This is a genomic window from Arthrobacter sp. MDT1-49-2, assembly GCF_059090185.1.
Genome location: NZ_JBNHFK010000005.1, coordinates 134,309 through 157,513, shown reverse-complemented (window position 1 = coordinate 157,513; position 23,205 = coordinate 134,309). Strand labels below are relative to the sequence as shown.

At 67.1% G+C, this 23,205-nt stretch carries 22 protein-coding genes; 10 read left to right on the top strand and 12 right to left on the bottom strand.

The features are described from left to right. Nucleotides 1–2 precede the first annotated feature (2 nt). The 4 genes from AC5RTS_RS08870 to AC5RTS_RS08855 are packed head-to-tail and all read right to left on the bottom strand — an operon-like array spanning nucleotide 3 to nucleotide 4,633. A complete protein-coding gene (locus AC5RTS_RS08870; protein WP_493991702.1) occupies nucleotides 3–1,487 on the bottom strand; it encodes a hypothetical protein in 1,485 nt (494 codons plus the stop codon). Continuing rightward, nucleotides 1,484–2,365, bottom strand: a complete 882-nt coding sequence (locus AC5RTS_RS08865) for an ABC transporter ATP-binding protein (RefSeq protein ID WP_290245864.1) — start codon at nucleotides 2,363–2,365, stop codon at nucleotides 1,484–1,486. The genes AC5RTS_RS08870 and AC5RTS_RS08865 overlap by 4 nt, the downstream gene beginning before the upstream one ends. Beyond that, nucleotides 2,362–3,504: a FecCD family ABC transporter permease gene (locus AC5RTS_RS08860; RefSeq protein WP_493991701.1), complete on the bottom strand. Its 1,143-nt coding sequence runs from the start codon at nucleotides 3,502–3,504 to the stop codon at nucleotides 2,362–2,364. Before AC5RTS_RS08860 ends, AC5RTS_RS08865 begins: the two co-directional genes overlap by 4 nt. Beyond that, nucleotides 3,479–4,633 carry an ABC transporter substrate-binding protein gene (locus AC5RTS_RS08855; protein WP_493991700.1) on the bottom strand — a complete coding sequence of 385 codons (1,155 nt, stop codon included), beginning with the start codon at nucleotides 4,631–4,633 and terminating at the stop codon, nucleotides 3,479–3,481. Before AC5RTS_RS08855 ends, AC5RTS_RS08860 begins: the two co-directional genes overlap by 26 nt. A gap of 163 nt (nucleotides 4,634–4,796) precedes the next feature. On the opposite strand from AC5RTS_RS08855, the gene AC5RTS_RS08850 reads away from it, so the two are divergent. Together AC5RTS_RS08850 and AC5RTS_RS08845 are read left to right on the top strand one after the other, a co-directional pair. Continuing rightward, nucleotides 4,797–5,303: a MarR family winged helix-turn-helix transcriptional regulator gene (locus tag AC5RTS_RS08850; protein ID WP_493991699.1), complete on the top strand. Its 507-nt coding sequence runs from the start codon at nucleotides 4,797–4,799 to the stop codon at nucleotides 5,301–5,303. Nucleotides 5,304–5,466: 163 nt separating this feature from the next. Beyond that, entirely contained in the window at nucleotides 5,467–6,393 is a 927-nt protein-coding gene (locus AC5RTS_RS08845) for a serine/threonine-protein kinase (protein ID WP_493991698.1), read from the top strand. Nucleotides 6,394–6,420: 27 nt separating this feature from the next. On the opposite strand, the gene AC5RTS_RS08840 is transcribed toward AC5RTS_RS08845, so the two are convergent. Next, nucleotides 6,421–7,947, bottom strand: coding sequence for a SulP family inorganic anion transporter (locus AC5RTS_RS08840; RefSeq protein ID WP_493991697.1), 1,527 nt, complete (start codon nucleotides 7,945–7,947; stop codon nucleotides 6,421–6,423). A gap of 80 nt (nucleotides 7,948–8,027) precedes the next feature. Between AC5RTS_RS08840 and AC5RTS_RS08835 the strand changes: the two genes are divergently transcribed. Further along, nucleotides 8,028–8,930 carry an RluA family pseudouridine synthase gene (locus AC5RTS_RS08835; protein WP_493991808.1) on the top strand — a complete coding sequence of 301 codons (903 nt, stop codon included), beginning with the start codon at nucleotides 8,028–8,030 and terminating at the stop codon, nucleotides 8,928–8,930. A gap of 21 nt (nucleotides 8,931–8,951) precedes the next feature. Here the strand turns inward: AC5RTS_RS08835 and AC5RTS_RS08830 are convergent, their stop codons facing one another. Both AC5RTS_RS08830 and AC5RTS_RS08825 read right to left on the bottom strand, forming a co-directional pair. Continuing rightward, on the bottom strand, nucleotides 8,952–9,257 hold the full coding sequence (locus tag AC5RTS_RS08830) for a hypothetical protein (RefSeq protein ID WP_493991696.1): 306 nt from the start codon (nucleotides 9,255–9,257) through the stop codon (nucleotides 8,952–8,954). 43 nt (nucleotides 9,258–9,300) lie between these two features. Continuing rightward, a complete protein-coding gene (locus AC5RTS_RS08825) occupies nucleotides 9,301–9,771 on the bottom strand; it encodes a hypothetical protein (RefSeq protein WP_227904931.1) in 471 nt (156 codons plus the stop codon). A 324-nt stretch (nucleotides 9,772–10,095) separates the two neighbouring features. On the opposite strand from AC5RTS_RS08825, the gene AC5RTS_RS08820 reads away from it, so the two are divergent. The 4 genes from AC5RTS_RS08820 to AC5RTS_RS08805 are packed head-to-tail and all read left to right on the top strand — an operon-like array spanning nucleotide 10,096 to nucleotide 15,438. Beyond that, a complete protein-coding gene (locus tag AC5RTS_RS08820) occupies nucleotides 10,096–11,640 on the top strand; it encodes a pyridoxal phosphate-dependent decarboxylase family protein (RefSeq protein ID WP_493991807.1) in 1,545 nt (514 codons plus the stop codon). Then, a complete protein-coding gene (locus tag AC5RTS_RS08815) occupies nucleotides 11,637–13,013 on the top strand; it encodes a lysine N(6)-hydroxylase/L-ornithine N(5)-oxygenase family protein (protein WP_493991695.1) in 1,377 nt (458 codons plus the stop codon). Before AC5RTS_RS08820 ends, AC5RTS_RS08815 begins: the two co-directional genes overlap by 4 nt. Next, nucleotides 13,010–13,546 carry a GNAT family N-acetyltransferase gene (locus AC5RTS_RS08810; protein ID WP_493991694.1) on the top strand — a complete coding sequence of 179 codons (537 nt, stop codon included), beginning with the start codon at nucleotides 13,010–13,012 and terminating at the stop codon, nucleotides 13,544–13,546. Before AC5RTS_RS08815 ends, AC5RTS_RS08810 begins: the two co-directional genes overlap by 4 nt. Then, nucleotides 13,543–15,438 (top strand): IucA/IucC family protein, encoded by a 1,896-nt coding sequence (locus AC5RTS_RS08805; RefSeq protein WP_493991693.1) that lies wholly within the window; start codon nucleotides 13,543–13,545, stop codon nucleotides 15,436–15,438. The genes AC5RTS_RS08810 and AC5RTS_RS08805 overlap by 4 nt, the downstream gene beginning before the upstream one ends. 286 nt (nucleotides 15,439–15,724) lie before the next feature. Here the strand turns inward: AC5RTS_RS08805 and AC5RTS_RS08800 are convergent, their stop codons facing one another. Both AC5RTS_RS08800 and AC5RTS_RS08795 read right to left on the bottom strand, forming a co-directional pair. After that, nucleotides 15,725–16,921, bottom strand: a complete 1,197-nt coding sequence (locus AC5RTS_RS08800; protein WP_493991692.1) for an acyl-CoA dehydrogenase family protein — start codon at nucleotides 16,919–16,921, stop codon at nucleotides 15,725–15,727. A 5-nt stretch (nucleotides 16,922–16,926) separates the two neighbouring features. Beyond that, complete coding sequence (locus AC5RTS_RS08795) at nucleotides 16,927–17,700, bottom strand: SDR family NAD(P)-dependent oxidoreductase (RefSeq protein ID WP_493991691.1); 774 nt, start codon at nucleotides 17,698–17,700, stop codon at nucleotides 16,927–16,929. A gap of 142 nt (nucleotides 17,701–17,842) precedes the next feature. Between AC5RTS_RS08795 and AC5RTS_RS08790 the strand changes: the two genes are divergently transcribed. Then, entirely contained in the window at nucleotides 17,843–18,973 is a 1,131-nt protein-coding gene (locus AC5RTS_RS08790) for a glycoside hydrolase family 76 protein (RefSeq protein ID WP_493991690.1), read from the top strand. A 40-nt stretch (nucleotides 18,974–19,013) separates the two neighbouring features. Here AC5RTS_RS08790 and AC5RTS_RS08785 read toward each other — a convergent pair whose 3' ends face one another. Both AC5RTS_RS08785 and AC5RTS_RS08780 read right to left on the bottom strand, forming a co-directional pair. Continuing rightward, nucleotides 19,014–19,886, bottom strand: a complete 873-nt coding sequence (locus AC5RTS_RS08785; protein ID WP_493991689.1) for a class II glutamine amidotransferase — start codon at nucleotides 19,884–19,886, stop codon at nucleotides 19,014–19,016. 21 nt (nucleotides 19,887–19,907) lie between these two features. Continuing rightward, nucleotides 19,908–20,534, bottom strand: coding sequence for a YdeI/OmpD-associated family protein (locus AC5RTS_RS08780; RefSeq protein WP_493991688.1), 627 nt, complete (start codon nucleotides 20,532–20,534; stop codon nucleotides 19,908–19,910). A gap of 126 nt (nucleotides 20,535–20,660) precedes the next feature. On the opposite strand from AC5RTS_RS08780, the gene AC5RTS_RS08775 reads away from it, so the two are divergent. Further along, nucleotides 20,661–21,200 carry an NUDIX hydrolase family protein gene (locus tag AC5RTS_RS08775; RefSeq protein ID WP_493991687.1) on the top strand — a complete coding sequence of 180 codons (540 nt, stop codon included), beginning with the start codon at nucleotides 20,661–20,663 and terminating at the stop codon, nucleotides 21,198–21,200. A gap of 68 nt (nucleotides 21,201–21,268) precedes the next feature. Then, nucleotides 21,269–22,135: a DUF6707 family protein gene (locus tag AC5RTS_RS08770; protein WP_493991686.1), complete on the top strand. Its 867-nt coding sequence runs from the start codon at nucleotides 21,269–21,271 to the stop codon at nucleotides 22,133–22,135. 1 nt (nucleotide 22,136) lies between these two features. On the opposite strand, the gene AC5RTS_RS08765 is transcribed toward AC5RTS_RS08770, so the two are convergent. After that, on the bottom strand, nucleotides 22,137–23,180 hold the full coding sequence (locus AC5RTS_RS08765; protein WP_493991685.1) for an FUSC family protein: 1,044 nt from the start codon (nucleotides 23,178–23,180) through the stop codon (nucleotides 22,137–22,139). Nucleotides 23,181–23,205: the final 25 nt, after the last annotated feature.

Sequence of the window (23,205 nt, the reverse complement as noted above, 5' to 3'; positions counted from 1 at the left end):
GGTCAGGCCAGGGCGCGCTTCCCGGCGGGCACGTGCGTGGCGGTCACCCACCGCAGCAGTGAATACAGCAGCTGCGAGGCACCAGGCATAAAGCCGGAGCCGTGGTGGTACACCGGGTCCATGGTGGTCACCAGCAGGCGGGCAGGCTGGTTCACCTCATCGACGTACATCAGGGCGCCCACCTCGGCACCCTCCTCTTCCATGACCACCAGTGACCGGGCGCCGGGGCGAGGGTGCAGCAGCCCGTGGTGATGCCAGGACACCGACCACGGAGTGAAGAACTCCCACAACGGGTCCTCAGGCAGCCGCAGCCGGGTGCCGTTGTCCTCGCCGGTGCGCCATTTCCAGAACACCGTGGGGCGGAAGGTATAGCCGACGCCGGGCAGCCAGTTTTCCACCTTGTTTTCGCCCAGCACGATCACCGTTTTCCCCGGATCCTCCAGCGCCGCAAGCAGTGCCGGCACAAAACGCTCCAGCTGTCGCGGGTGCAGCCGGTCGCTGACAATCACCACGTCCAGGTCCGCGAGGACGGCCGGGTCGGCGTCCGGCAGGTAGACGGATTCCAGCCGGTAGGGCGCGAGCGCCGGATCGGCCAGGGTGCGCAGCGGCTGGAACGCGCCGCAGTGCAGCAGCCCGATCCGCGGCGCTGCCCCGGGGACAGGGGCGTTGCGGACGACGGCGGCATCCGCAGCTGCAGGGGCGCTACGGACGACGGCGGCATCCGCAGCTGCAGGGGCGCTACGGACGACGGCGGCATCCGCAGCTGCGGGGGCGTTACGGACGACGGCGGCATTCGCCGCTGTGGCCTCACCGACCCCGCCGTCATGCGCACCGGATCCGCCGTTCCGCCCAGCGTCGAGCCAGGCCACCAGGTTGGGGCCCAGCACACTGGTGCTGTAGCCGTCGTCGCTGAAGCTCTCCAGGTCATTGCCGCCGTGCACCAGCACTTCTCCGGCACCCAGCCGGTAGGAGTAGTCCAGCGGCAGCCGGTACTGCCCGATCCCGGTGATGACTTCGGCCCCGTCGGGCAGATCCAGATGATAGCCGCGGCCGTAGAACCCGGCCACGCCGATCTCCTCCAGCTGCGCATAGCTGTGGATCCCGGGCACACCGGTGCGGTAGTGCAGGTCCCGGTAGTCAATGCCGGCCCACACCGGATGAGCGGTGACCGCGTGCGGGCGGACATCCTGCGCCCCGCGGAATTCCAGCTTCCGCCACACGGCCAACCCGTCGATGAACGGCTTCACCACCTGGCCGTTGACCAGCACCCGGCCGCCGGCGCGGACAAAACCGGTCAGCTCCTCCCGGTAGCGGCCCAGCAGCAGGTGGTCCGCCCCGCCGCTGATCACCAGACCGTTGGCGGAGAGGATGCGGGCGCGGGCGGCGTCGTTGGTCAGGTCGTAGGCATCGGCGTCGGAGATGGCACCGCGCCAGGACGGGTCGGCCTGACCGCGCATGGGCGTGCCGCCGATCAGTCGGATAATCACGGAAGGTCCTTTCGGATAGGCAGGGGAAGGTCAATCAATGGTGCCCCGACGGCTTCGGGCACCGGGCAGGCACGGCAGGACGGGCCGAAGTCCGGGACCGCGATCACGCGTTCGCCCGAGACGGTTCCCACGGTGGGGGTGCAGATGGGCAGGCCGTACACCTCGGAGAGGGCGGGGCCGGTAAGCAGTTCATCGGTGGGACCCCAGCGGACGTCATGGCTGCCGACAAACAGCAGCGCATTTTTGGACACGTGCAGGGCGTGGTCCGGGTGGTGGGTGGTCATGATGACGCCCATACCGTCGGAGGCCAGGCCGGACAGTACCGCCAGCACGCGGGACTGGTTGTTCAGGTCCAGGGCGGAGGCCGGCTCGTCCAGGATCAGCAGCTCGCAGCCGGAGGCCACCGCCCGGGCAATAAGTACCAGCTGCCGCTGCCCGCCGGACAGCTCGGAGTAGTCCCGTGCCGCCCAGGCGGCCACGCCCACCCGCTCCATGGCGGCCTCGGCGGCGTCATGGTCCTCGCGCCGCGGAGTTTGGTAGGCCCGCAGGTGCCGGGTGCGGCCCATCAGCACCATTTCGGCGACGCTGAAGGAAGGGCCGGCGCCGTGGTCCTGCGGCACGTAGCCGATTCCCGGGGCGCAGGACACGGATCCTTCGCGCGGGGCCAGCAGGCCGGCCAGGCATTTGAGCAGCGTGGTCTTGCCCCGGGCGTTGGGCCCCAGGATGGAGAGGATTTCGCCGGGCTGCAGTGTGAAGCCCAGGTTGCGGAACAGCCAGGGCCGCAGCCGTGAGTAGCGGAACCCCAGGTCCGCCACCTGCATCAGCGGGTCCTGCCCCTGGTTTCCGGACGCGGGGCGCGGCATGGAAAGCACGGTCATGAGACCCGGCCTTTCTTCTGTGATCGGGCCAGCAGCGCCACGAAAACCGGCGCGCCGATAATGGCGGTGAGGATGCCCAGCGGCAGTTCGCTGCTGGTGATGGAGCGGCTGAGGGTGTCGATGAGCATCAGGTACGTGCCGCCCAGCAGCAGCGACGCCGGCAGCAGCACCCGGTGATCCGGTCCCACCCAGAGCCGGGCCAGATGCGGGACCACCAGACCCACCCAGCCGACGGCGCCGGCCACGGCCACTGTCCCGGCGGTCATCAGGGCGACGGCGCACAACAGCAGCACGCGCGAACGCTGCGGGTTCACGCCCAGCGCGGCGGCGTCGTCGTCGCCCAGCGAGAGCACGTTCAGCCGCCAGCGCAGGGCGAGCACTACGGCGGCGCCCAACGCCACCGGGACCAGGGCGGTGAGCACCTTGTCATAGCTCGCTGCGGCAATGGAGCCCAGCAGCCAGTGCACAATCGAGGGCAGTTCGGAGTACGGGTCCGCTATGTAGGTCATAAAGGAGACCAGGGCGTTGAAGAAGGCTGCCACCACAATTCCGCCGAGCACAATCATCAGCATCGCGTTGTCCCGTCCGCCCAGCCGGCCCAGCAGCAGCACGCCGGCCAGGGCGGCGAGGCCGAACCCGAAGGCTCCGCCCACCATCCAGCCGCCGGAGAGGCCAAGGGTCAGTACCAGCACGCCGCCAAAGGATGCCCCGGCCGTGACGCCGATGATGTCCGGGCTGACCAGCGGGTTGCGGAACAGTGCCTGCAGGCAGGCACCTCCCAGCGAAAGTGCCCCGCCCACCAGGAAGGCCAGCAGCACGCGCGGAAGCCGCACGTCCAGGACCACGGTGGCTTCCTGGTCAGTCCAGGTCCGCCGAAGCATTCCCTCCCCGCCAAAGACGGTGGTGGCCTCATTGGCGAGGATGCGCAGGATCTCGTTCGGGGGAACCCAGTAGCGGCCGACGGCCATGGACACCAGGGCCACCGCGCAGAGGATCAGGAAGCACAGCAGCAGAATCAGCCGGCGGCGTGCAGCTGTGGGGGTTCCGCGGCGTGCTCCCGTTGGTGGTGCGGGGGCTTTCCGCGCGGGATCGGCGGCGGGTGCCGTGCCCATCTCAGCGGCGGAAGACGTCGTAGCCAACACTGGCACCGTTCATGTCCAGCCGCAGGGCGGCGTCGATCTGCGCTTCGGAGACGTCGTATCCGTAGAGGTAGCTGATCTTTTCCTTCATGGCGGCACGCAGTGTGTGGCCGGTCCGGTCGGGGTGGTAGATTTCCGCCGCCCACTGCCACATCAGCGGCGACTCGGCGCAGGGCACCTCCCAGCGGTAACCGCCCAGTGGGGCCTTGTAGACCCGGCGGTTCTTCACGGCGGACACCGAGGCGAGGGACTTGTCCGCATAGACCTCTGCAGGAGTGCGGGCGTCGAAGCCGCCCAGCGTGATGACCTCCGGATCCCATTCGATCAGCTGTTCGGCGCTCACCACGTTCTCGGCGGAGATGTTGTCTGCGGCCATGTTCTGCCCGCCGGCCAGTTCCATCCAATAGTGCATGTAGGAGGTTTTGTTCGAGGCCGAATAGCCGTCACCGGACTGGCCCAGGTGCACCACCCGAACGGGCGTTGTGACGCCGGAAAGTTCCTCCTGCAGCCGCGAGATTTCGGCGTGCATCCAATCGACAATTTCGGTGCCGCGCCCTGGCTTGCCGAGAATGGTGGAGAACAGGGACACCCAGGTTTCCAGGTACTCCTGTGTGCCGTAGAGCAGGCAGACGGTCTTGAACCCGGCATTTTCGAGCGGCTCCACGAGGCCGTCGCCCTGGTCCGCCCACTGGAAAACAACGTCGGGTTCCAAGTCGGTGATGGTTTCAATGTTCGGCGTGAAGCTGGACGGGGAGATGGTGGTGGTCTTTTTTGATTCCGGGAACATCTCGCCGAACAGGCCCTGCTGGTTGGCCTGCAGGGTTGACTCATTGATGCCCACAATCCGGCCGTAGCCGCCGTCCACGGCAGCCAGCATGGACGGGGAGGGGATCACGGTGGTGGCGATTCGCTGCACCGGAGCGTCAAAGGACACCTGCACGCCGCGCATGTCCGTCACGGTGAAGCTTCCGGACCCGGCGGAGGCTGCCGGGTTGCCCGCACCCACGGTCTCCCGGGATGAGCAGGCGCCAAGCGCCAGGGCAAGGAAGCCCAGACCGGCTCCGCCAAGGACGGTTCGGCGCGAAGGCCCGATGGAGGACATGGACGGCGGGACGCTGGGTGCGGGCAAGGGTGTTCCTATCACTCTGAAGTAAGGCTGTCCTAAATCGGACAAACAACATCAGACCACACCCGAACGCATTAGCTCATACTTTTATGTCCTAATTACAGTGTGAATTGTGTCGCACCGTTCCCTAGCCGGGCTAGCCTTCAGGAGGACTAGGATTGGGCGAATGGACATCCCCCAGCAGCCCGGCGATCAGGGCGGGTACTGGTACACCCCGGACCCGGAGCACCCTCGGGCCCGCGACGTACTCGACGCCGTGCGGAGCTACCGTGCCACCGAAACACAGATCCGCCGGCGCACCCAGGACTCCATGGGCATGAATGAGAATGACCTGCTTGCCATGCGCTACCTCATGCAGGCACGCCAGGTGGGCGGAAGCCTGGGGCCCAAGGATCTTAGCCGGCTGCTGGGTATTTCCACTGCCTCCACCACGGCGCTGATTGACCGCCTGGAACGCGGTGGCTATGTCCAGCGGCGCGCACGCCCGAATGACCGGCGGGCCTGGGAGATTGTCCCCACCGAAACGTCCGATGAGGAAGTCCGGGAGACCGTTGGGGACATGCACCGGCGCATGATGCAGGCGGCCGCCGAACTCTCCCCCGCCGAGGCCGACGTCGTCATCCGCTTTATGAACCGGCTGCGGGACGCGCTGCCTGAACCGCCCGCCGGCTAGCCCCGGCCGCAACCCACCCCATTCCGGCCACACACTTCCCGCCGCCTCATTTCTGCCGGCGCCACCGGCCGCGCCGCACCCGTACTGGACTTTCCGATCCCGCCGCAGGTATTTTAGCTTTTCTAATAACTAGACAAGCTAACTATCCATGGGGGAGCGGACAATGAGCGGCTCGGCGCCAGCGGCTATTCGGCATTCCCGGCCGGTGGCCGGACAGCCCCGTTCCGTCCCGTCCGGCCGCCCGGACTCGTCCGGTTTCAGTGCCCACGTTCTCCTCGACGGACGGTACTGCCTGGATGAACCCATCGGACGCGGCGCCGCCGCGTATGTCTGGCGGGCCACCGACCTTGCCTCGCTGGAGAAGGTGGCCGTGAAAATCTTCTCCGCTCCCCTGGGGCACGCACCCCAGGGCCACGAAGCCTCACGCGAGGCCGCCGTGCTGGCAGCGATACCCCATCCGCATGTGGTGGGGCTGTTGTCCCACGGCGCCATCAGCCACCCCGACACAGGTGCTCAGGCCCCCTATCTGGTGCTGGAGATGGTGCCCGGACCCAACCTGCGCCAGGACATTGCCAGCCACGGCGCCATGCAGCCTGCCGCCGCGGCACGTCTCGGCAAGGACGTGGCGGCCGGACTCTCCGCCATACATGCGGCCGGATATATCCATCGGGACATCAAACCCTCGAACATCCTGCTCGACCCGGGGGCGGGGACCGCGAAGATTGCCGATCTGGGAACAGCCGTGGACGCCCAGGGCGGCGGGGAGCAGCAGTCCTACGGGAGCCTGCCGTATATGAGTCCGGAACAGGTCCACGGAACAGACCTGACCGGCGCCACCGACGTGTACTCCCTGGGACTCGTCCTGCTGGAGTCCATCACGGGTGTCCGCGCCTTCGACCTGCCGCGGGTCGAGTCCATGGTGGTCCGCACGGTCCGCGGCCCGGAGATTCCGGCCGCGCTGCCGGCCGGCTGGACGTCCCTGCTGACGGCGATGACCTCGCTTTCCTTCCGGGACCGCCCGACGGCGGAGGAATGCCGGACGGCGTTCACGGCCCTCCTTGGGGACTCGCCGGCGCTGCGCGCCGCCTGACCACGGCCGCCCGGTGAGCGCTCCGCGTCAGCCCAGCTTCCCGGCCATCCGGTTCCGCATCTGCACGCTCGCGTCATTGAGCCCGGCAATCTGCACCTCGGTTCCGTGCCGGCGGTACTTGGCCGTGACCGCATCCAGTGCTGCCACTGTGGAGGCATCCCAGACATGGGAACCGCTGAGGTCAATGACCACACGGGCGGGATCGCGGACATACTCAAACTGGGAGTAGAGATCATTCGAGGAGGCGAAGAACAACTCGCCGTTGACCGTGTAGGTGGCCACGGCGCCGTCGTCGTCAACCGTGCGGTCCACGGTGACGAAGTGGGCCACCCGCCGGGCGAAGAGCACCATGGCCACGAGCACGCCGACGCCGACGCCGATGGCCAGGTTGTGGCTCCAGACCGTGACGGCCACGGTGGCGAGCATAACGGCGGTCTCACTCTTCGGCATCATCTTCAGTGTGGACGGGCGGATGCTGTGCCAGTCGAAGCTGGCCACCGCCACGAAGATCATCACGGCCACCAGGGCGGCCATGGGAATGACCGCCACAATGTCGCCGAACACCACCACCAGTACCAGCAGGAACACGCCGGCAAGGAACGTGGAAATCCGGGTGCGCGCACCCGAGGCCTTTACGTTGATCATGGTCTGCCCGATCATCGCGCAGCCGCCCATCCCGCCGAAGAATCCGGTCACGATGTTGGCCGCGCCCTGGCCCCAGGCTTCCCGGGTCTTATTGGAGCGGGTGTCAGTGACGTCATCCACCAGCTTGGCCGTCATGAGGGATTCCAGCAGTCCGACAAACGCCACGGCCAGCGCGTAGGGGAAAATCACCTGCAGGGTGTCCAGGCTAAACGGGACGTCAGGCAGCAGCAGGGAGGGCAGGCTTTCCGGCAGTTCGCCCTTGTCCCCGACGGTCGGCACGGTCAGGGACGCTCCGACGGTAATCGCGGTGAGCACCACAATGGCCACCAGGGATGCCGGTACCGCTGTGGTGAGCCGGGGAAGGCCGAAGACAATCAGCAGCCCCAGCGCCACCAGCGGGTAGACCAGCCGCGGGACGCCCAGCAGCTCGGGCACCTGTGCAACGAGGATCAGGATGGCCAGCGCGTTGACGAAGCCCACCATGACCTGGCGGGGAATGAAGCGCATGAGTTTCGCCACGCCCAGCACGGCCAGCAGCACCTGGACGACGCCGGCCAGCAGCACGGCGGCAATCATGTAGTTCACGCCATGGGATGCCACCAGCGGTGCGATGACCAGGGCCACGGCGCCGGTGGCCGCGGAGATCATTGCCGGGCGGCCGCCGAGGAAGGAAATGGTCACGGCCATGGTGAAGGCGGAGAACAGGCCGATGCGCGGATCCACCCCGGCAATCACGGAGAATGCCAGCGCCTCGGGGATCAGTGCCAGGGCCACGACGAGCCCGGCCAGGACCTCGGTTTTGAGCAGTTTTGGTGACCGCAGGGTGCGCAGGACGGACTGGCGCTCTTCGGGCGTCAGCGCCGTCGTCGTGCTCGGCTCAGCAGGAGGAATAACTGGTTTGGTGGCCACCGGGCTCCGTTTCGCAGGGTTCGCGGGCAGAAAGGCCCAGCCCAAATTTAAGCCCGGGCACCCGATATCCTGAAACCGTGATGCAATCCCCGCTTCCCGTGCGCAACGGAGTCAATGCCACCCGCCTGCGCCTGCCCTCAGAGGGGCCGTGGAAGACCGCCATGGACTATGTGCTGGAGCGTTTTGGCCATGTGGATCCGGACGGGATTGTGAACCGTTTTGAGCGCGGCGAGGTGGTAGGCCTGGGCGGTGTTCCGCTGACCGCAGCCACGCCCCTGAACGAGCACACTTTCATCTGGTACTACCGTGAGCTCCCGCCGGAAGAGCGGATACCCGTGGACATCGGCATCCTGCACCAGGACGAGAACTTGCTGGTGGTGGACAAGCCGCATTTCCTGCCGACGACGCCGGGCGGGATGTATGTGGCCGAGTCGGCCCTGGTGCGGCTGCGGGTGCAGCTGGGAATCCCGGACCTGATTCCGATGCACCGGCTGGACCGGATGACGGCCGGCGTGCTGCTGTTTTCCACCAACCCCGAGACCCGGGGCAAGTACCAGATCCTGTTCGAGAAACGGCGGATCAGCAAGGAGTACGAGGCCGTGGCCCCCGTCCGCGAGGACCTGGCGCTGCCGCTGACCGTCCGCAGCCGCATGATCAAGTCCCGCACCTACCTGCTGGCCCAGGAAGTGGAAGGCGAGCCGAATGCGGAAACCCTGATTGAGCTGATGGAAAGCCGGGACGGACTGGGCCGGTACCGGCTGTCCCCGCACACCGGCAAAACCCACCAGCTCAGGGTGCATATGGCGTCCCAGGGCATCGGGATCCTCAACGATTCCTTCTACCCGGAACTGCTGCCGCAGGCACCGGATGACTATGCCAGGCCGCTGCAACTGCTGGCCCGGTCGGTGCGCTTTACGGATCCGCTGACCCGTGAGCCGGTGGAGTACCGCAGCCGGCTTTCCCTGAACGCTTTTCCCGGCTGATTCTTCTGGACCATCCGGTGCCTACAGCACCGTCCAGCGTCCGCGCATCCGGCGGAGCACCCGAAGGTCCTGACCGTTGGCTACTTCCTCGACGGCGGCGCGCATGTTGATGGCCGCACGGCGGGCGCGGGAGTTTTCCACGGAGAATTCGTCATCCGGCACGGTGAACCGCAGCGTGATCCGCGGCACCCCGGAGACGATGTCCAGCTGGTTGGCCTCAACGTGGTGGGCCGATCCCAGGGCGGCCACGGCTGTTTCCATTACTGCCTCGGGCGGGTTGCCCGGCTTCAGACCGAGGATGTTCAACTGCACGCGGAAAGAAGGCATGGAACCAGCCTAGTGCCGCCCCGGGACTGACCCCGGGCAGGAATTAGCGCTCTGCGTCGGGATCCGGCTCGTCTTCGGGATCAAAGTCGGCCAGGGGGTTGCCGCCAAGGTGCGCCGGGTCGTCGCTGGCGTCTTCCTCGTCACCCACGGTCGGATCACCGAAATCAACGTCGGACGCCGCTTCGCCGATGGTGGGTTCCTCCGGTGGAATCTGGCTCTCGCCGTCGAGGAAGCGTTCCTCAGCCGTCTCCTCGCGCAGGGCCTGGTCGGAGAGGGCGCCGGGCTCATCCAGCGGAGCTTCGCCGCGGATCAGCGGGTCTGCCTGCCAGTTGTCGGGGTTGTCTTCGGCCGCGCCGGGATAGGTGAGGTCTTCGGCGTCCGTCAGCTGGTCCTGCTCCAGCAGCTCGTCTTCGGAGACCACCGTCAGTTCGTCCGGGGTGGCAACCGCTGCGACGTCGTCGGCCAGAACCGGATCGTCGCCGAGTTCGGGATCAGGAATGCTCTGCTCGCTCATAAACCTTGCCTTTCACGTCCGGGAAACCGGACCGCAACCCGTGCGGCCCATTTAGTAAGCCTACTGATTCATCCGGGCCGGTGCCACCCGCAGGGGATGCGAACCGCCGGGTACACCCTGCTGTTCACTGCATCTGCAGGCCGGTTCCGCGCGCGTCATTATGCCCGTGCAACCCGGGATTGGGACAACTATGACCTCCATTCCGCCCCGGATTCCCGGGCTCTTCTGAATTACGTCATGAAATATTGACGTAATTCGCCCGAGTGGTCCACTGTTTCTTCGTTACCTTTCCGAAATGCACTTTCAAGGGAGTCCGCAGTGTCCTTGCTGCATCACGCCGGCCCGTCCGGCGACATCCGTTTCCACGTTGACGAGGCCTTCGCAGGCGGGCATTTGTTCAATGCCGGCAACAGTGCCCGCTATGCCGCCGGTATACGTCTGGCCATCGATGCAGTCGCGGCAAAAGTCGAAACCGCTGCCGGCCCGTTCAGCGGCATTGCGCCGGCAGATCTGGCCCCGGCCGTGGCCGGCGTGGATCTGGACACCCCGCTGCCGGACACCGCCGCGGCCCTCGCCGAGCTGGAATCGGTGTACCTGCGCGATGCCGTGTACTTCCACCACCCCAAATATGCCGCGCACCTGAACTGCCCCGTGGTTATCCCTGCCCTGGTGGGCGAGGCGATCCTTTCAGCGGTGAACTCCTCCATGGACACCTGGGACCAGAGCGCCGGCGCAACCCTGATTGAACAGCGGCTGATCCGCTGGACCGCAGACCGGCTCGGACTCGGACCGCAGGCCGACGGCGTGTTCACCAGCGGGGGCAGCGCCTCTAACCAGCAGGCACTGCTAATCGCACGGAACCGCGCGGTGGCAGCGCTGCGCACGGAGCCCGGCCATAAAGGACGGCGGCTGCCCGAGCTGCTTGGCGGGCTGCGTATCTTCGCCTCGGAAGCCAGCCACTTCAGCATCCGCAAATCCGCATCGATGCTGGGCCTGGGGTACGACGCCGTCATTCCGGTTCCGTGCGACGCCAACCGCCGCATGGACATGCAGGCCCTCGAGGCAGCCATGTCCGCGAGCGCTGCACGGGGCGAACGCGCCATGGCGGTGGTCGCCACCGCCGGGACCACGGATTTCGGCAGCATCGATCCCCTGCTTCAGACATCCCGGCTGGCCGAGGAGCACGGCGCATGGCTGCACGTGGACGCAGCCTACGGCGGCGGGCTGATCACCTCCCGGCGGCACCGCCACCTGCTCGACGGCATCGGCGCCGCAGACTCAGTCACGGTGGATTACCACAAGACGTTTTTCCAGCCGGTCAGCTCCAGCGCCCTGCTGGTCCGCGACGCCGCGATGCTCGGGCACGTGACCTACTACGCCGACTACCTCAATCCCGAAAGCGCCGCCCGGGACGCCATCCCCAACCAGGTGGACAAGAGCATCCAGACCACCCGCCGGTTTGATGCACTGAAGCTCTGGCTCACCCTGCGGATCATGGGGGCCGACGGCGTGGGCGCACTTCTCGACGCGGCCATCGATCTGGCAGCCGCCACCGGGGAGCTGGTGGAAGCTGACCCGGACTTCGACACCGCAGCACCTGTCCAGCTGAGCACACTGGTCTTCCGGTACCGGCCGGCCGGCCCGGACGGGCGGAAGGTCGATGAGGAGACGTCCGACGCGCTGAACCTGCACATCCGGCGGGCCCTCTCCGCTTCGGGCAAGGCGCTCGTGGCCGGCACCACTGTGGCCGGACGGCACTTCCTGAAGTTCACCCTGCTCAACGCGGACACCACGCTGGAGGACGTGCGCCAGATCCTCGCGCTCATTCGCCGTGCCGGAGCCGACTACCTCGCCGGAGCCGCAGCATGAGCGCCGCGGAAGCCGCTGCAACCGAACCGCTCTATGACCTGCTGGGCATCGGCGTCGGGCCCTTCAACCTGGGTCTGGCCGCACTCACTGATCCCCTGCCGGAACTGAACACCCTGTTCCTGGACAGCAGCAGCGGCTTTGACTGGCACCCGGGCATGATGCTCGAGTCCGCGCACCTGCAGGTGCCGTTTATGGCCGATCTGGTGACGCTGGCCGATCCGTGCTCGCGCTATTCCTTCCTGAACTTCCTCAAGCAGACCAACCGGCTGTACCGGTTCTACATCCGGGAGAACTTCTATCCGCTGCGGGCTGAGTTCAACGCGTACTGCCGCTGGGTAGCCGATCAGCTCCCCGGCGTCCGGTTCGGGCACCGGGTCACCGGCATCGTGCACCTGTCCGACGGCGGCGAATCCGTGTACGAGGTGACCGCACAGAGCGCGGCAGGCATCCGGAGGTACCGGACCCGGCGGCTGGTGCTGGGCACCGGGACCCGGCCCTACCTGCCGCCCGCCGCGCAATCCCTGCGGCAGACCGGCGCCACCGTGCTGCACAACAGTGACTACCTGGCACGCAAACAGGAGCTGCAGCAGAAGCGATCCATCACCATTGTCGGGTCCGGCCAAAGCGCCGCCGAGCTGTACCTGGACCTGCTGGAGGAGATGGACGGCCACGGGTATGAGCTGAACTGGGTCACCCGGTCCGGCCGGTTCTTCCCGCTGGAGTACACCAAGCTCACCTTGGAAATGACTTCGCCGGACTATGTCGACTACTTCCATGCCCTGCCCGGGGCGTCCCGCGACCGGCTCATCGCGCAGCAGAAGAACCTGTACAAGGGCATCGATTCCGATCTGATCAACACCATTTACGACACCCTGTATGCCAAGAGCCTGCGCGCGGAACCCCGGACCCGGCTGCTCACCCACATGGAGCTGCGCGGGGCAACAGTCAACCCCGCGACGGGAGCATCCACGCTGGAGCTGCACCACACCGAGCAGGACCGCCCGTTCAGCCTGCAAAGTGACGCCGTGGTCCTGGCCACCGGCTACACCTACCGGGAACCGGAGTTCCTGACAGGCATCGCACAGCGGATCCGCCGTGACGCCGCGGGACGCTTCGACGTCGACCGCTGGTACGGAATCGGCACCGAACCGGGCGAAATTTTCGTGCAGAACGCCGAACTGCACACCCACGGTTTTGTCACCCCGGACCTGGGGATGGCCGCCTACCGCAACTCCGCGATTATCCGCGCCGTGCTGGGCCGGGAGGTCTACCCCGTGGAAACCTCCATCACCTTCCAGGAGTTCGGCGCCCCACAAAACACCGCGGTGCCGGTCCAAGACGAACCTGCCGAGCAGTCGGAGGCCCGCGCATGAACTTCAGCTTCACTCCCGTGAACCCCGCCGCCGACGCCCCGCTACTGCACAGCTGGATGACCCGGGACTACGCAAGGTTCTGGGGCATGCTCAATGCCTCTGTGACCGACGTCGAACGCGAATACACCGGCATTGCCGCCAACCCGCACCACCATGCCTGGCTGGGCCGCGGGGAGGACGGCACCCCGGCGTTCCTGGCGGAAAGCTACGCCCCGGGGCATTCCACGCTGGCCGGAACCTATCCGGTGGAGAAGGGCGATCTGGGAATGCATCTGCTGGTGGCACCGCCGGACGCGCCGCAGCCGGGCTTCACATCCGCTGTGTTCCGCGCCGTGCTGGAGTTCCTCTTCGGCGATCCCGCCGTGGACCGGATTGTCGTGGAGCCGGATGTCCGCAACACCAAGATCGCCGCCCTGAATGCCCGCTTCGGATTTGTCCCGGACCGGCTCATCGAACTGCCGGACAAAACCGCCAGCCTCAGTTTCTGCACCCGCGCCGGCTTCGCCGCTGCGCTCAAAGGAGTTACCCCGTGACACGCACAGCCGCCCCCGCTGCCACACCCGTTGCCCCGGCCCCTGGCCCGGAAACCCCTGCCCCGGAAACCACCTCACCCGGCACCACCGCACACCTCACGCCCGAGCGTTGGAACCGCGCCAACCGGCATCTGGTTCGCAAGGCGATTGCCGAGTTCTCCCACGAGCGCATCCTGCAGCCGTTGGAAGAAACCGGCCGGGACGGCATGTTCCGGTTGACGTCGGATGACGGCCGTGCCGTATACCGGTTCCGGGCCACCGTGCTTGCGCTGCAGCACTGGAATGTCGCCGCCGAGAGCATCGAACGCACCCTGGACGGGGCCGGCGCTGCCCTGGACGCCTTGGATTTCATCACCGAATTCGCCGGCACGCTGGGCATCAATGAGCAGATGCTGCCCGTGTACCTGGAGGAGATTTCCTCCACGCTCGCCTCCGCCGCGTTCAAGGATGCCCCCGATGCTCCGGACTCCGGGCTGCTGGCAGCCGGTCTTACCGGCGGCGCGGATCCGGCAGCGGATTTCCAGGCCGTGGAGCGTTCCATGACCGAGGGGCATCCCTGCTTTGTGGCCAACAACGGGCGGCTGGGGTTCGGATCCGGTGATTACCTGGCCTACGCCCCGGAAGCGGGCGCGCCTATCCGGCTGGAGTGGATCGCGGTACGGGCGGACCGGACCCGGTTCACTGCGGTGGCCGGGATGGATTACCGGCGGCATCTGCACAAGGAACTCGGCGCCGCCACACTCGCGGCCTTTGAGTCGGCCCTCGCCGCCGCCGGCCTGGACCCGGCCGGCTACTACTATCTGCCCGTCCACCCCTGGCAGTGGCGGAACAAGCTCAGCGTCACCTTCGCCGCCGACGTCGCCAACCGGCACATTGTCCATCTGGGCACCGGCGAGGACACCTATCAGGCCCAGCAGTCCATCCGTACCTTCTTCAACCGGTCCAAGCCGTCCCGCTGCTACATAAAGACCGCACTGTCCGTGGTGAACATGGGCTTTATGCGCGGCCTCTCCCCCGAGTACATGGTGGCTACCCCGGCGATCAATGACTGGCTGCACGGCCTGGTCTCTGCGGATCCCGCCCTGCAGGCGGCGGACTTCCGGATCCTGCGCGAGGTGGCCGCCATCGGATACACCAACCGCTACTACGACGCCGCGGCGCCCAAGGGCTCCCCGTACCGGAAAATGCTGGCGGCGCTATGGCGGGAAAGCCCGCTGGACCAGCTCGACGACGGCGAGCAGCTGGCCACCATGGCCTCCCTGCTGCACACGGACGCGGCCGGGACGCCGTTTGCCTCGGCGCTCATCAGCCGGTCCGGTCTGCCCGCCCGGCAGTGGCTCCGCCGGTACCTGGAGGCCTATCTGGTGCCGCTGCTGCACTGCTTTTACGCCTATGACCTGGCCTTTATGCCGCACGGAGAAAACCTGATCCTGGTGCTGCGCGGCGGCCTGCCGCAGCGGGTCTTTATGAAGGACATTGCCGAAGAGATTGTGGTGATGGGCGAGAAAGTGGAACTGCCCGAAGAGGTATCCCGTGTCCGCGTGCAGATCCCGGCGGAGGAAAAGGTCCTCTCCCTCTTCACTGATGTCTTCGACTGCTTCTTCCGCTTCCTGTCCGCCCTCCTGCATGAGGACGGCATCCTCGACCAGACGGACTTCTGGGCCGAAGTCGCGGACACCGTGGCGCAGTACCAGGACGCCCATCCCGAGCTTGCCGACGATTTTGCGGCGTCGGATCTTTTTGCCGGGGATTTCGTCCTCTCCTGCCTGAACCGCCTGCAACTGCGCAACAACCAGCAGATGCTGGACCTCAGCGACCCTTCCGGCGGCTTGCAGTTCTCCGGAAGGATCACCAACCCGCTGGCCAGGTTCCGTTCGGCCCGCCGGCACTAGGGGAATCTCCTGCCGGTTTGGGACATCCCTCCGCTGCGAAGTGGCAGGGATTTCCCAAACCGGTCGATTTCCCCCAAAGCGGAGCATTTCGGAGGGTGCCGCGGAGGCAGGTTCCGGGGGCTGGACAGGTGCGGCCCGTGGGCACCGGAGGGGGCATGGAGGAAGGCGGCTTTAATATTCCCGCGAGCTCTGCGAGCGCGGAATTTCGTTGCCGCCGTTCCAGGCCCCCGCAGGCGCCAGGCCTCCGCAAGCGTCCAAGCCCCCGCAGGCGCCAGGCGCAGCAGCACTACCGCAGCGCGGAAACCCCGGTAATGTCCCGCCCGACAATCAGGCTGTTGATCTCATAGGTGCCCTCGTAGGTATAGATCGCCTCCGCGTCAGCGAAGATGCGGGCCATCCGGTAGTCGGTGACGATGCCGTTTCCGCCCAGCAGGCTGCGGCCGATCGCCACGGTTTCCCGCATCCTGGCACTGGCGTAGGACTTGGCCAGTGCCGCCCGGGCCATCTCGCCGGGGGAACCGCCGCGTGCGGCGTAGCCGCCGTGTTCCAGTTCCGTGACGCGCGCCAGCATTCCGGTGCTGGCCACCGTATTGCCCAGCATCTGGACCAGCTGCTGCTGGATGAGCTGGAAGGAGGCGAGCGGACGGCCGAACTGCAGGCGCCCGACGGCGTAGTCCCGGGCGACGTCGAACGCCGCCATCTGTGCGCCCACGGCCTGCCAGCCCACCATGATCCGTGAACCGCGCAACAGCTGCTTGGTGTCATCGAAGCTTTCCACCCCGGCGAGCAGGTCCGCTTCGGGCACGCGGACATCCGTGAGGACAATGTCCGCGTTCTGCACGGTGCGCAGGGCGGTCTTGTTTTCGATCCGGGTCCGGGTGACGCCGGGCAGGGTGGCATCCAGCAGGAACCCGCGGGTCCGGCCGGTTCCGGGTTCCTTCGCCCACAGCACCATGTAGTCACAGAAGGTCCCGTTGCCGATCCAGCGTTTGGTGCCGTTGAGGATCCAGCTGTCCCCGTCGCGGACGGCGGTGGTGGCCATCCCGCCTGCCACGTCCGAGCCGTGCTCCGGTTCGGTCAGCGCGAAGGCGCCGGTGATACGCAGCGCGCGGGCGTCGTCGAGCAGCCTGGCTTTCTGTTCCGCGGAGCCGAAGGCGTGCAGGGCTTCCACAAACAGATCGTGGTGGACCATAAAGAACGTGGCGATCGAAGTGTCCGCCCGGGTGATCTCCGCGATCACCAGCCCCGCGAACAGCGGCGAGTAGCCCTGCTGCACGGGGGTGGACAGGCCCAGGTCCGCCAGTTTCGGCAGCAGTTCCGCCGGGAAACGGGCCTCGTTCCACCAGGTATCCGCGTACGGCAGCACTTCGTCGGCGAGGAACCGCCGCAGTTGCGCCAGTTTCTCCTGTTCCGTCTCGCTCAGCAGCGCTTCGAAACCGTAGAAATCAGCGTCGGGCAGGTTCAATTGCGGGGCATGCGTCATCGGGTTCAGCGCGGTCCCATCCGGATGGCGCCGTCCAGCCGGATGGTTTCTCCGTTGAGCATCTGGTTCTCGATGATGTGCGCGGCCAGGGAGGCGTACTCCGTTGCCCGGCCGAGCCGGGAGGGGTGCGGCACCTGGGCAGCCAGCGAGTCCTGGGCGGCCTGCGGCAGTCCGGCCATCATGGGTGTCTCGAAGATTCCCGGCGCAATGGTGACCACCCGGATCAGGTGCCGGGCAAGTTCCCGGGCCATGGGCAGGGTCATCGCGGCAACGCCGCCCTTGGACGCCGCGTAGGCGGGCTGGCCAATCTGGCCGTCAAAGGCCGCCACGGACGCAGTGTTGATGATGATGCCGCGCTCCTCGGTGCCGTTGGCCGTCACCGGTTCCGTTTCGGCCATCGCTGCTGCCGCCAGCCGGGAGACATTGAACGTGCCGATCAGGTTCACGCTGATGACCCGGGCGAAGTCCTCCAGGGGCAGCACGCCGTCGCGGCCCAGGACCTTGCCGGGGGTGGCGATGCCGGCGCAGTTCACGGCGGCCCGGAGCGGGCCTGCGGCCATGGCGGCCTCCACGGCGGCCTGCATCTGGTCCTGGTCGGTGACGTCGCCGGGAACGAAGTGCGCGTTGTCGCCCAGTTCTTCCGTGTAGGCGAGGCCGCCGGACTGGGGCAGGTCAACCACCACCACGGAGGCGCCGGCGTCGTAAAGTTTCCGTGCCGTAGCCCGGCCGAGCCCGGACGCTCCCCCGGTCACTATTGCCGACGCACCTGCGATGTCCATGCATTCCTCCTGAAGTACTGAATTCCGAACGGGGCACCTACCCCGGCGCCGGGGAACTGTCGCGCAGATCACACCGGCAGGTTTCGAGCCTACTGTGCGCGGGCCGGTGCCGCATCCTCGGCGGCTGGACTAGGGTGGGCGCATGCTCTTCGAGGATCCGGACATGGATGCCGACGCCCGTGCCGAGGCGGCCGGCGCTGCCGTTAGCGCCGCATTTGGCCGTCAGCTTGCCGGCCTGCCGGGAACCCATCTCGCCGCCACCAGCTGGCCGGCGTCCCGCCTGCAGCAGCTGCGCCAGCCCTGGCATTACTGGTGGCAGGCGCACTATGTGGACGCCCTCCTGGACGCCGCCCTCCGCGAGCGCCGGACCGGCACACCTTTCCGCGGTCTCGGCGTCCCTTCCGCCGCGGATCTGGCGGCCACCCTGGTCCGGACCATCGGGTTGCGCAACCGGATGCGTTATACCAACCGCTTCTACGACGACATGGCGTGGCTGGCCCTTGCGGTGGGGCGGCTGAATCTGCTTTCCGGGTTCCGGGACCGGCAGCGTTCCTACCGGAAAATCCTGCAGTCGCTGAACGCCGCCCTGGTCTCCGCACACACGCCGGAACTGGGCGGCGGGCTGTACTGGAACCGGGACCGCACCTTCAAGAACACCCCGGCCACCGGCCCGGCGGCCCTGCACTTTGTCCGGAACGGCTCCCGGGACCGCGCACAGGAACTGGTGGACTGGCTCAACGCCACCCTGATGGATCCCCAGACCGGCCTGTACATGGACGGGGTGAAGATGGTGGGCGGGCATCCGCAATTGGAATCCCGGGTATTCAGCTACAACCAGGGCCCGGTGTTGGGTGCCCTGCTGGAACTTGGCGGCAGCGCCAACCTGTCCCGGGCAACCCAGCTGGTGAACGGCGTGGCGGCTCACCTGACCGATAACGACGGCGGCGTGCGGGTCATGCGGACCCACGGCACCGGCGACGGCGGGCTCTTCACCGGAATTCTGGCGCGGTATCTGGCACAGGCAGCGGTGTCGCCCGCACTGCCGGAAGCGGACCGCCGGACGGCAGCTGCGTTGGTGGATGCCACCGCGCAGGCGTTGTGGGAGGGGCGGAGCAAACGCGGTGACTGGCTGGTGTTCGGCATCCGGCCGCTGGAACCGGCGGCGGTTGCCTATCCGGGCGGATCCGCCGTCGGGCTCTCCACCCAGTTGCAGGCCTGGATGATCCTGGAAGCCGCGGCGCGCGTGCACCGCGCGGGCACGGACGCCAACTAGCCCGGCTGGAACGTCCGCCCCGGCTCAGCTGACCTTCGGCTCAGCTGACCTTCAGCGGATGCTGTGACGCGGCCGCCGCCGGGTCCAGGTCCGCCAGCGTAATGAGGTGCTGCGGATGGTCCGGCAGCGGGAACGTCCGGTCCACCTGCAGGCTGCTGTCCACATGCAGCAGTTCCCCTGCGTCCAGCAGGCGCCAGTTGGGATTCGCGTCCATTTTTTCCGTCGCCAGCAGTACCGCGGGCCGCCGCTCCTGACCCATCTGCTCGCTGCGGAGGGAGATTCTCTCGCTGCGCTTGTCAGTGTGGGGCCCTTCCGGCGCCTCCTGCAGGACGTACAGCGGATGCGTGTCCGGGTAGCGGACGGCCCAGACATCGGTGGGTGTGGTGAGGATGATGTTGACGGCATACAGCCGCAGGTTCTGCGCCACCCAGGTCAGAGCCGTGCCGATGGCTGCCCCTACGTTTCCGCCGTTGTTCCGCGCCTCGGCCGTGATGAGGGCAAACACGCGTTCGCTGTCAGTGTCGCCGCGGACCAGGTCATACTCATCCAGCTGGCGCAGCCGGTCATCCAGCACGTCCAGGTCTTCCACCACCCCGTTGTGCGCCAGCAGCCTGTTGTCCTGCACAAACGGATGGGTGTTCGCCGCGGTGTTGCCCCCGGTGCTGGCATAGCGGACGTGGGCAAGGAAAGTGGTGCTTTCCAGCTCACGTGCTTCCTGCGCGTATTCCATGTCCTCATACGCGGCGACCGGCGCTTTGTCGATGTGCGGTGTTCCATCCGGGGCAAAGGTGCCGATCCCGAATCCGTCCGCTTCCTTGCGGCTTTGCCGGGCCAGGCTATCCGGCGCCGTCAGCAGCCAGAACGTCGCGTGGACGGGGCTTTTCCCTGCGTGCATACCAAAGAGCCGGCACATAGTGGACCTCCTGGTCGGACCCTAAGCGTCCCGCGGGCCGTCAGCGGATGGCAAGGGTTCGGGCATCCGTTTCTGCGGATAGGGGGCACGCTGTTCACTCAGCATCTGAACAAAGGCGGCAATCCGGCGTTCACGGGCGGCGGGCGTTTTGAGGGTTTTCAGCCGGAAGTACAGGGCGTACCGGTTCTGCGCCGTCAGGACGTCGTACATGGCCTGCGCCTCGGGGACCTGGGCAATGGCCGCGCGCAGGTCCTCGGGGATTTCGGCCGACGCAGACCCGGCGTACGCCGCGTCCCAGCGGCCGTCCACTTTGGCGCTGAGCACTGCGTCCCGGCCGGCCTGATGCATCCGGCCCTCGGCTTCGAGCCGGGCGATATGCCCAACGTTGCGCAGCGACCAGATGCTGCGCGGACCGCGGGGTTGGAAGCGCTGCAGGTAGCTATCCTCGTCACGCTTGTTTGCCTGGCCGTCAATCCAGCCAAAGCACAGGGCCTCATCCAAGGCGGTGCGGTAGGTCAGATTGGTGACGCTGCCGCCCTTGCGCCCCAGGACCAGACGCACCCCGGAAGACTGCGCATAGCTGTGCTCCAGCCACTGCCGCCATGCCCCCGCGTCCGGCAGGAGGAGCTCCGGGAACTCCCGTGTCATGGCCCCAGTCTAGGCACCGGAGGAGGGGGCGGGAAGCGTTCGCAGCGGTTCCTAAACTGTTCAGCCGAGGGCCGAAGCCCAGCGTGCCGTATGACGGGTGCGGGGGCTTTGGGGTAGAACACTCCTATGAACGTTCGTACTCCTGATCCCTATCCAGGCTGGCTTTCCGAGGAAGACCTCTATGAAGCCAGGCAGCGGCTCCCCATGGTTTACGTGGAAGCAGTGCCGGTCCGCTGCGACCCGCTGGGCTATGTCACGGAGGTCGGCCTGCTGCTGCAGGCCACGCCCGAGGGCCGGATGGTGCGTTCCTTCGTGTCCGGGCGGGTGATGTACCGCGAGACCATCCGGGGCGCCCTGCTGCGCCACCTCGAAAAGGACCTTGGGCCGCTTGCACTGCCGCAGCTGCCGCCCGGCCTGGTGCCGTTCGCCGTCGCCGAGTTCTTCCCCTCCCCCTCGCAGAGCGGGCTGACGGACGAACGCCAGCACGCCGTCGCCCTGGCCTACCTGATTCCCGTGACCGGTGAATGCAGCCCGCGCCAGGATGCCCTGGAACTCTCATGGCTTACCCCGGAGGAAGCCCTGAGCCCGGAAATCTACGCCGAGTTCTCCGGCGGCCGCGGCGACCTGCTCCGTCAGGCCCTCGCCTCGGCCGGATGGGGCCGCTGAGCGGCGTAATCAAAGCTTTATATAATGGTGGCTTTGGGGAGCCGAGGTCCAACCACGAAGGAATCGCCATGTCTGAGAGCCAGCCGGAATCGTATACATTCCGGGTCAATGCGGAGCTGCTTTCCCCCGGGCAGAAGCTGGTCCCGGGCGACGGCGCCGCCGCACCGCTGGCTCCCGTGGCGGGAACCAGCCTGGAAGACGATGACTTCGGCACGCCGGCACTGGTGATCGTGAAGCTTGAGGACGGGGAAACCGTGCGCCTGGCCTATGCCTCGTCGGTGCGGGTATTGGCTCCGGCACCGGAGGGCTCGCCATCGGACGCCGTCCGACAGATTCCCTCGGAAGAGGACAACGCGGCGGAGATCCTGTCCGCCGCCGCGGCCGCCCATCCGGAGAATGCGGCCGTCCAGGAGATTACCTCCCGGCTGGAGCGGGGACTGAACGTCAAGTCCGGCAGCAACCTGCAGGACGTGCGGGATCTTGCCCATCTCCTGTTTGTGGACCTTGGCGACGCGGACAATGCCCTGAAGGTCTGCAACATCATTACCGGGCTCCCCTTCGACGGGAACTTCGGGCGCTGGAACTGGATCCAGGGCACTCTGGCGCTGGCCGCGCACATCACCCATGAGGCCGGCGACGACGAGAGTGCCGCCGCGTACAGCCAGGCGGTCCGCGCGGCGGACGCCTCAGAAACGGATCCGCTGAAGGCCAAGCTGGCCGCCGAGCTGCTGCAGCGCCAGCTGAACGAGCCGAACCTGTATGACCGGGAGATCCACCGGGCGGCCGAGGCAGGAAACGCGGACAGTGAGCGCGAATGGCGCATCCTGCGCCTGAACTCGCTGTTGTACCTGCGTGCCCACGGCGGTTCGCAGACGCTTTCCGACGCCGAGCTTGAGCGCCGGATCCGCACCGAGCTGATTGCCGTGCGGGGCTAGTTCAGCCGGCCTGCTTCGCGGGCAGCTGCTTCGCGTGCAACTGTTTCCGCCGCAGGTGCATCGTCAGCACTACGGCCATGCCGACGGCGGCGCCGATCACCGTTTCGATGCCGCGGTCCTGCAGCAGCTGCACCGGGTTGCTCGGATGGGCCAGTTCGGTGCTGACCAGGGCCAGCGGCGTCACGACCACCTGGGCCAGGGCGTACTGGCGGGCGATGAACATTTCCGCCCCGAACTGGCACGCCGCGATGACCAGGACCATCTGCCAGGGTTCCAGCCCTGGCAGCAGGATCAGGGCCGTCAGCAGCAGGCCGCCGAACGTGCCCAGGATGCGCTGCAGGCCGCGGTAGACCCGGTGCCGGACGCTCTGCCCCACCAGCGGGACGGTGGCCGCGACCATGGCCCAGTAGTTGTGGCCGATCCCCAGCAGCGTGGCAGCGGAGCCGGCCAGCGCAGCGGCCACCGTGTACTGCAGTCCGTCCAAATAGATGCTCCGCCGCTGGGCAGCGGAAAACCGCTGCCGTGGGGGCTTGTCCCAGGCGGTCCGGTACTTCTTCACGAGCATCCCGGACAGGCCGATCAGGATTGAGAAGGACACAGTCAGCACTGCGGTGAGCATGCCCTGCCAGACCGGCGGCTGGTGGGGCACGGAGGAAATGGCCGCAAAGGCGAAAATGTGGAACAGCGATCCCACCGGCCGCAGCCGCCAGAATCCAGTCACCACGGTTCCCAGCCCGGCGACGAGGGTAGTTCCCACCACGGTGCCCCAGGCATCCAGGTCCAGCCGGGCGCTCAGTGCGGCCGCCAGGATCACCACCAGCATCAGGGCACCGGCCCGGCCCTGATGGCCCAGGCGCTGGCGGTGCGGTTCGTTCCGCCCGTAGATCCCGGTGAAGGCACCGAAGCTTGCAAAGATGGCCAGGTCGATGCGTCCGAGGAACAGCACCAGGAGAAGCGGCAGGCCAATGCCGACGGCGCAGCGGATCGCCGCGTGGTGATCATTGTTGGCCGGAGCAATCCGGAACATCTCCTGCAGATGCGTCAAGGGGCAGACACGGCCTTTCTTACCG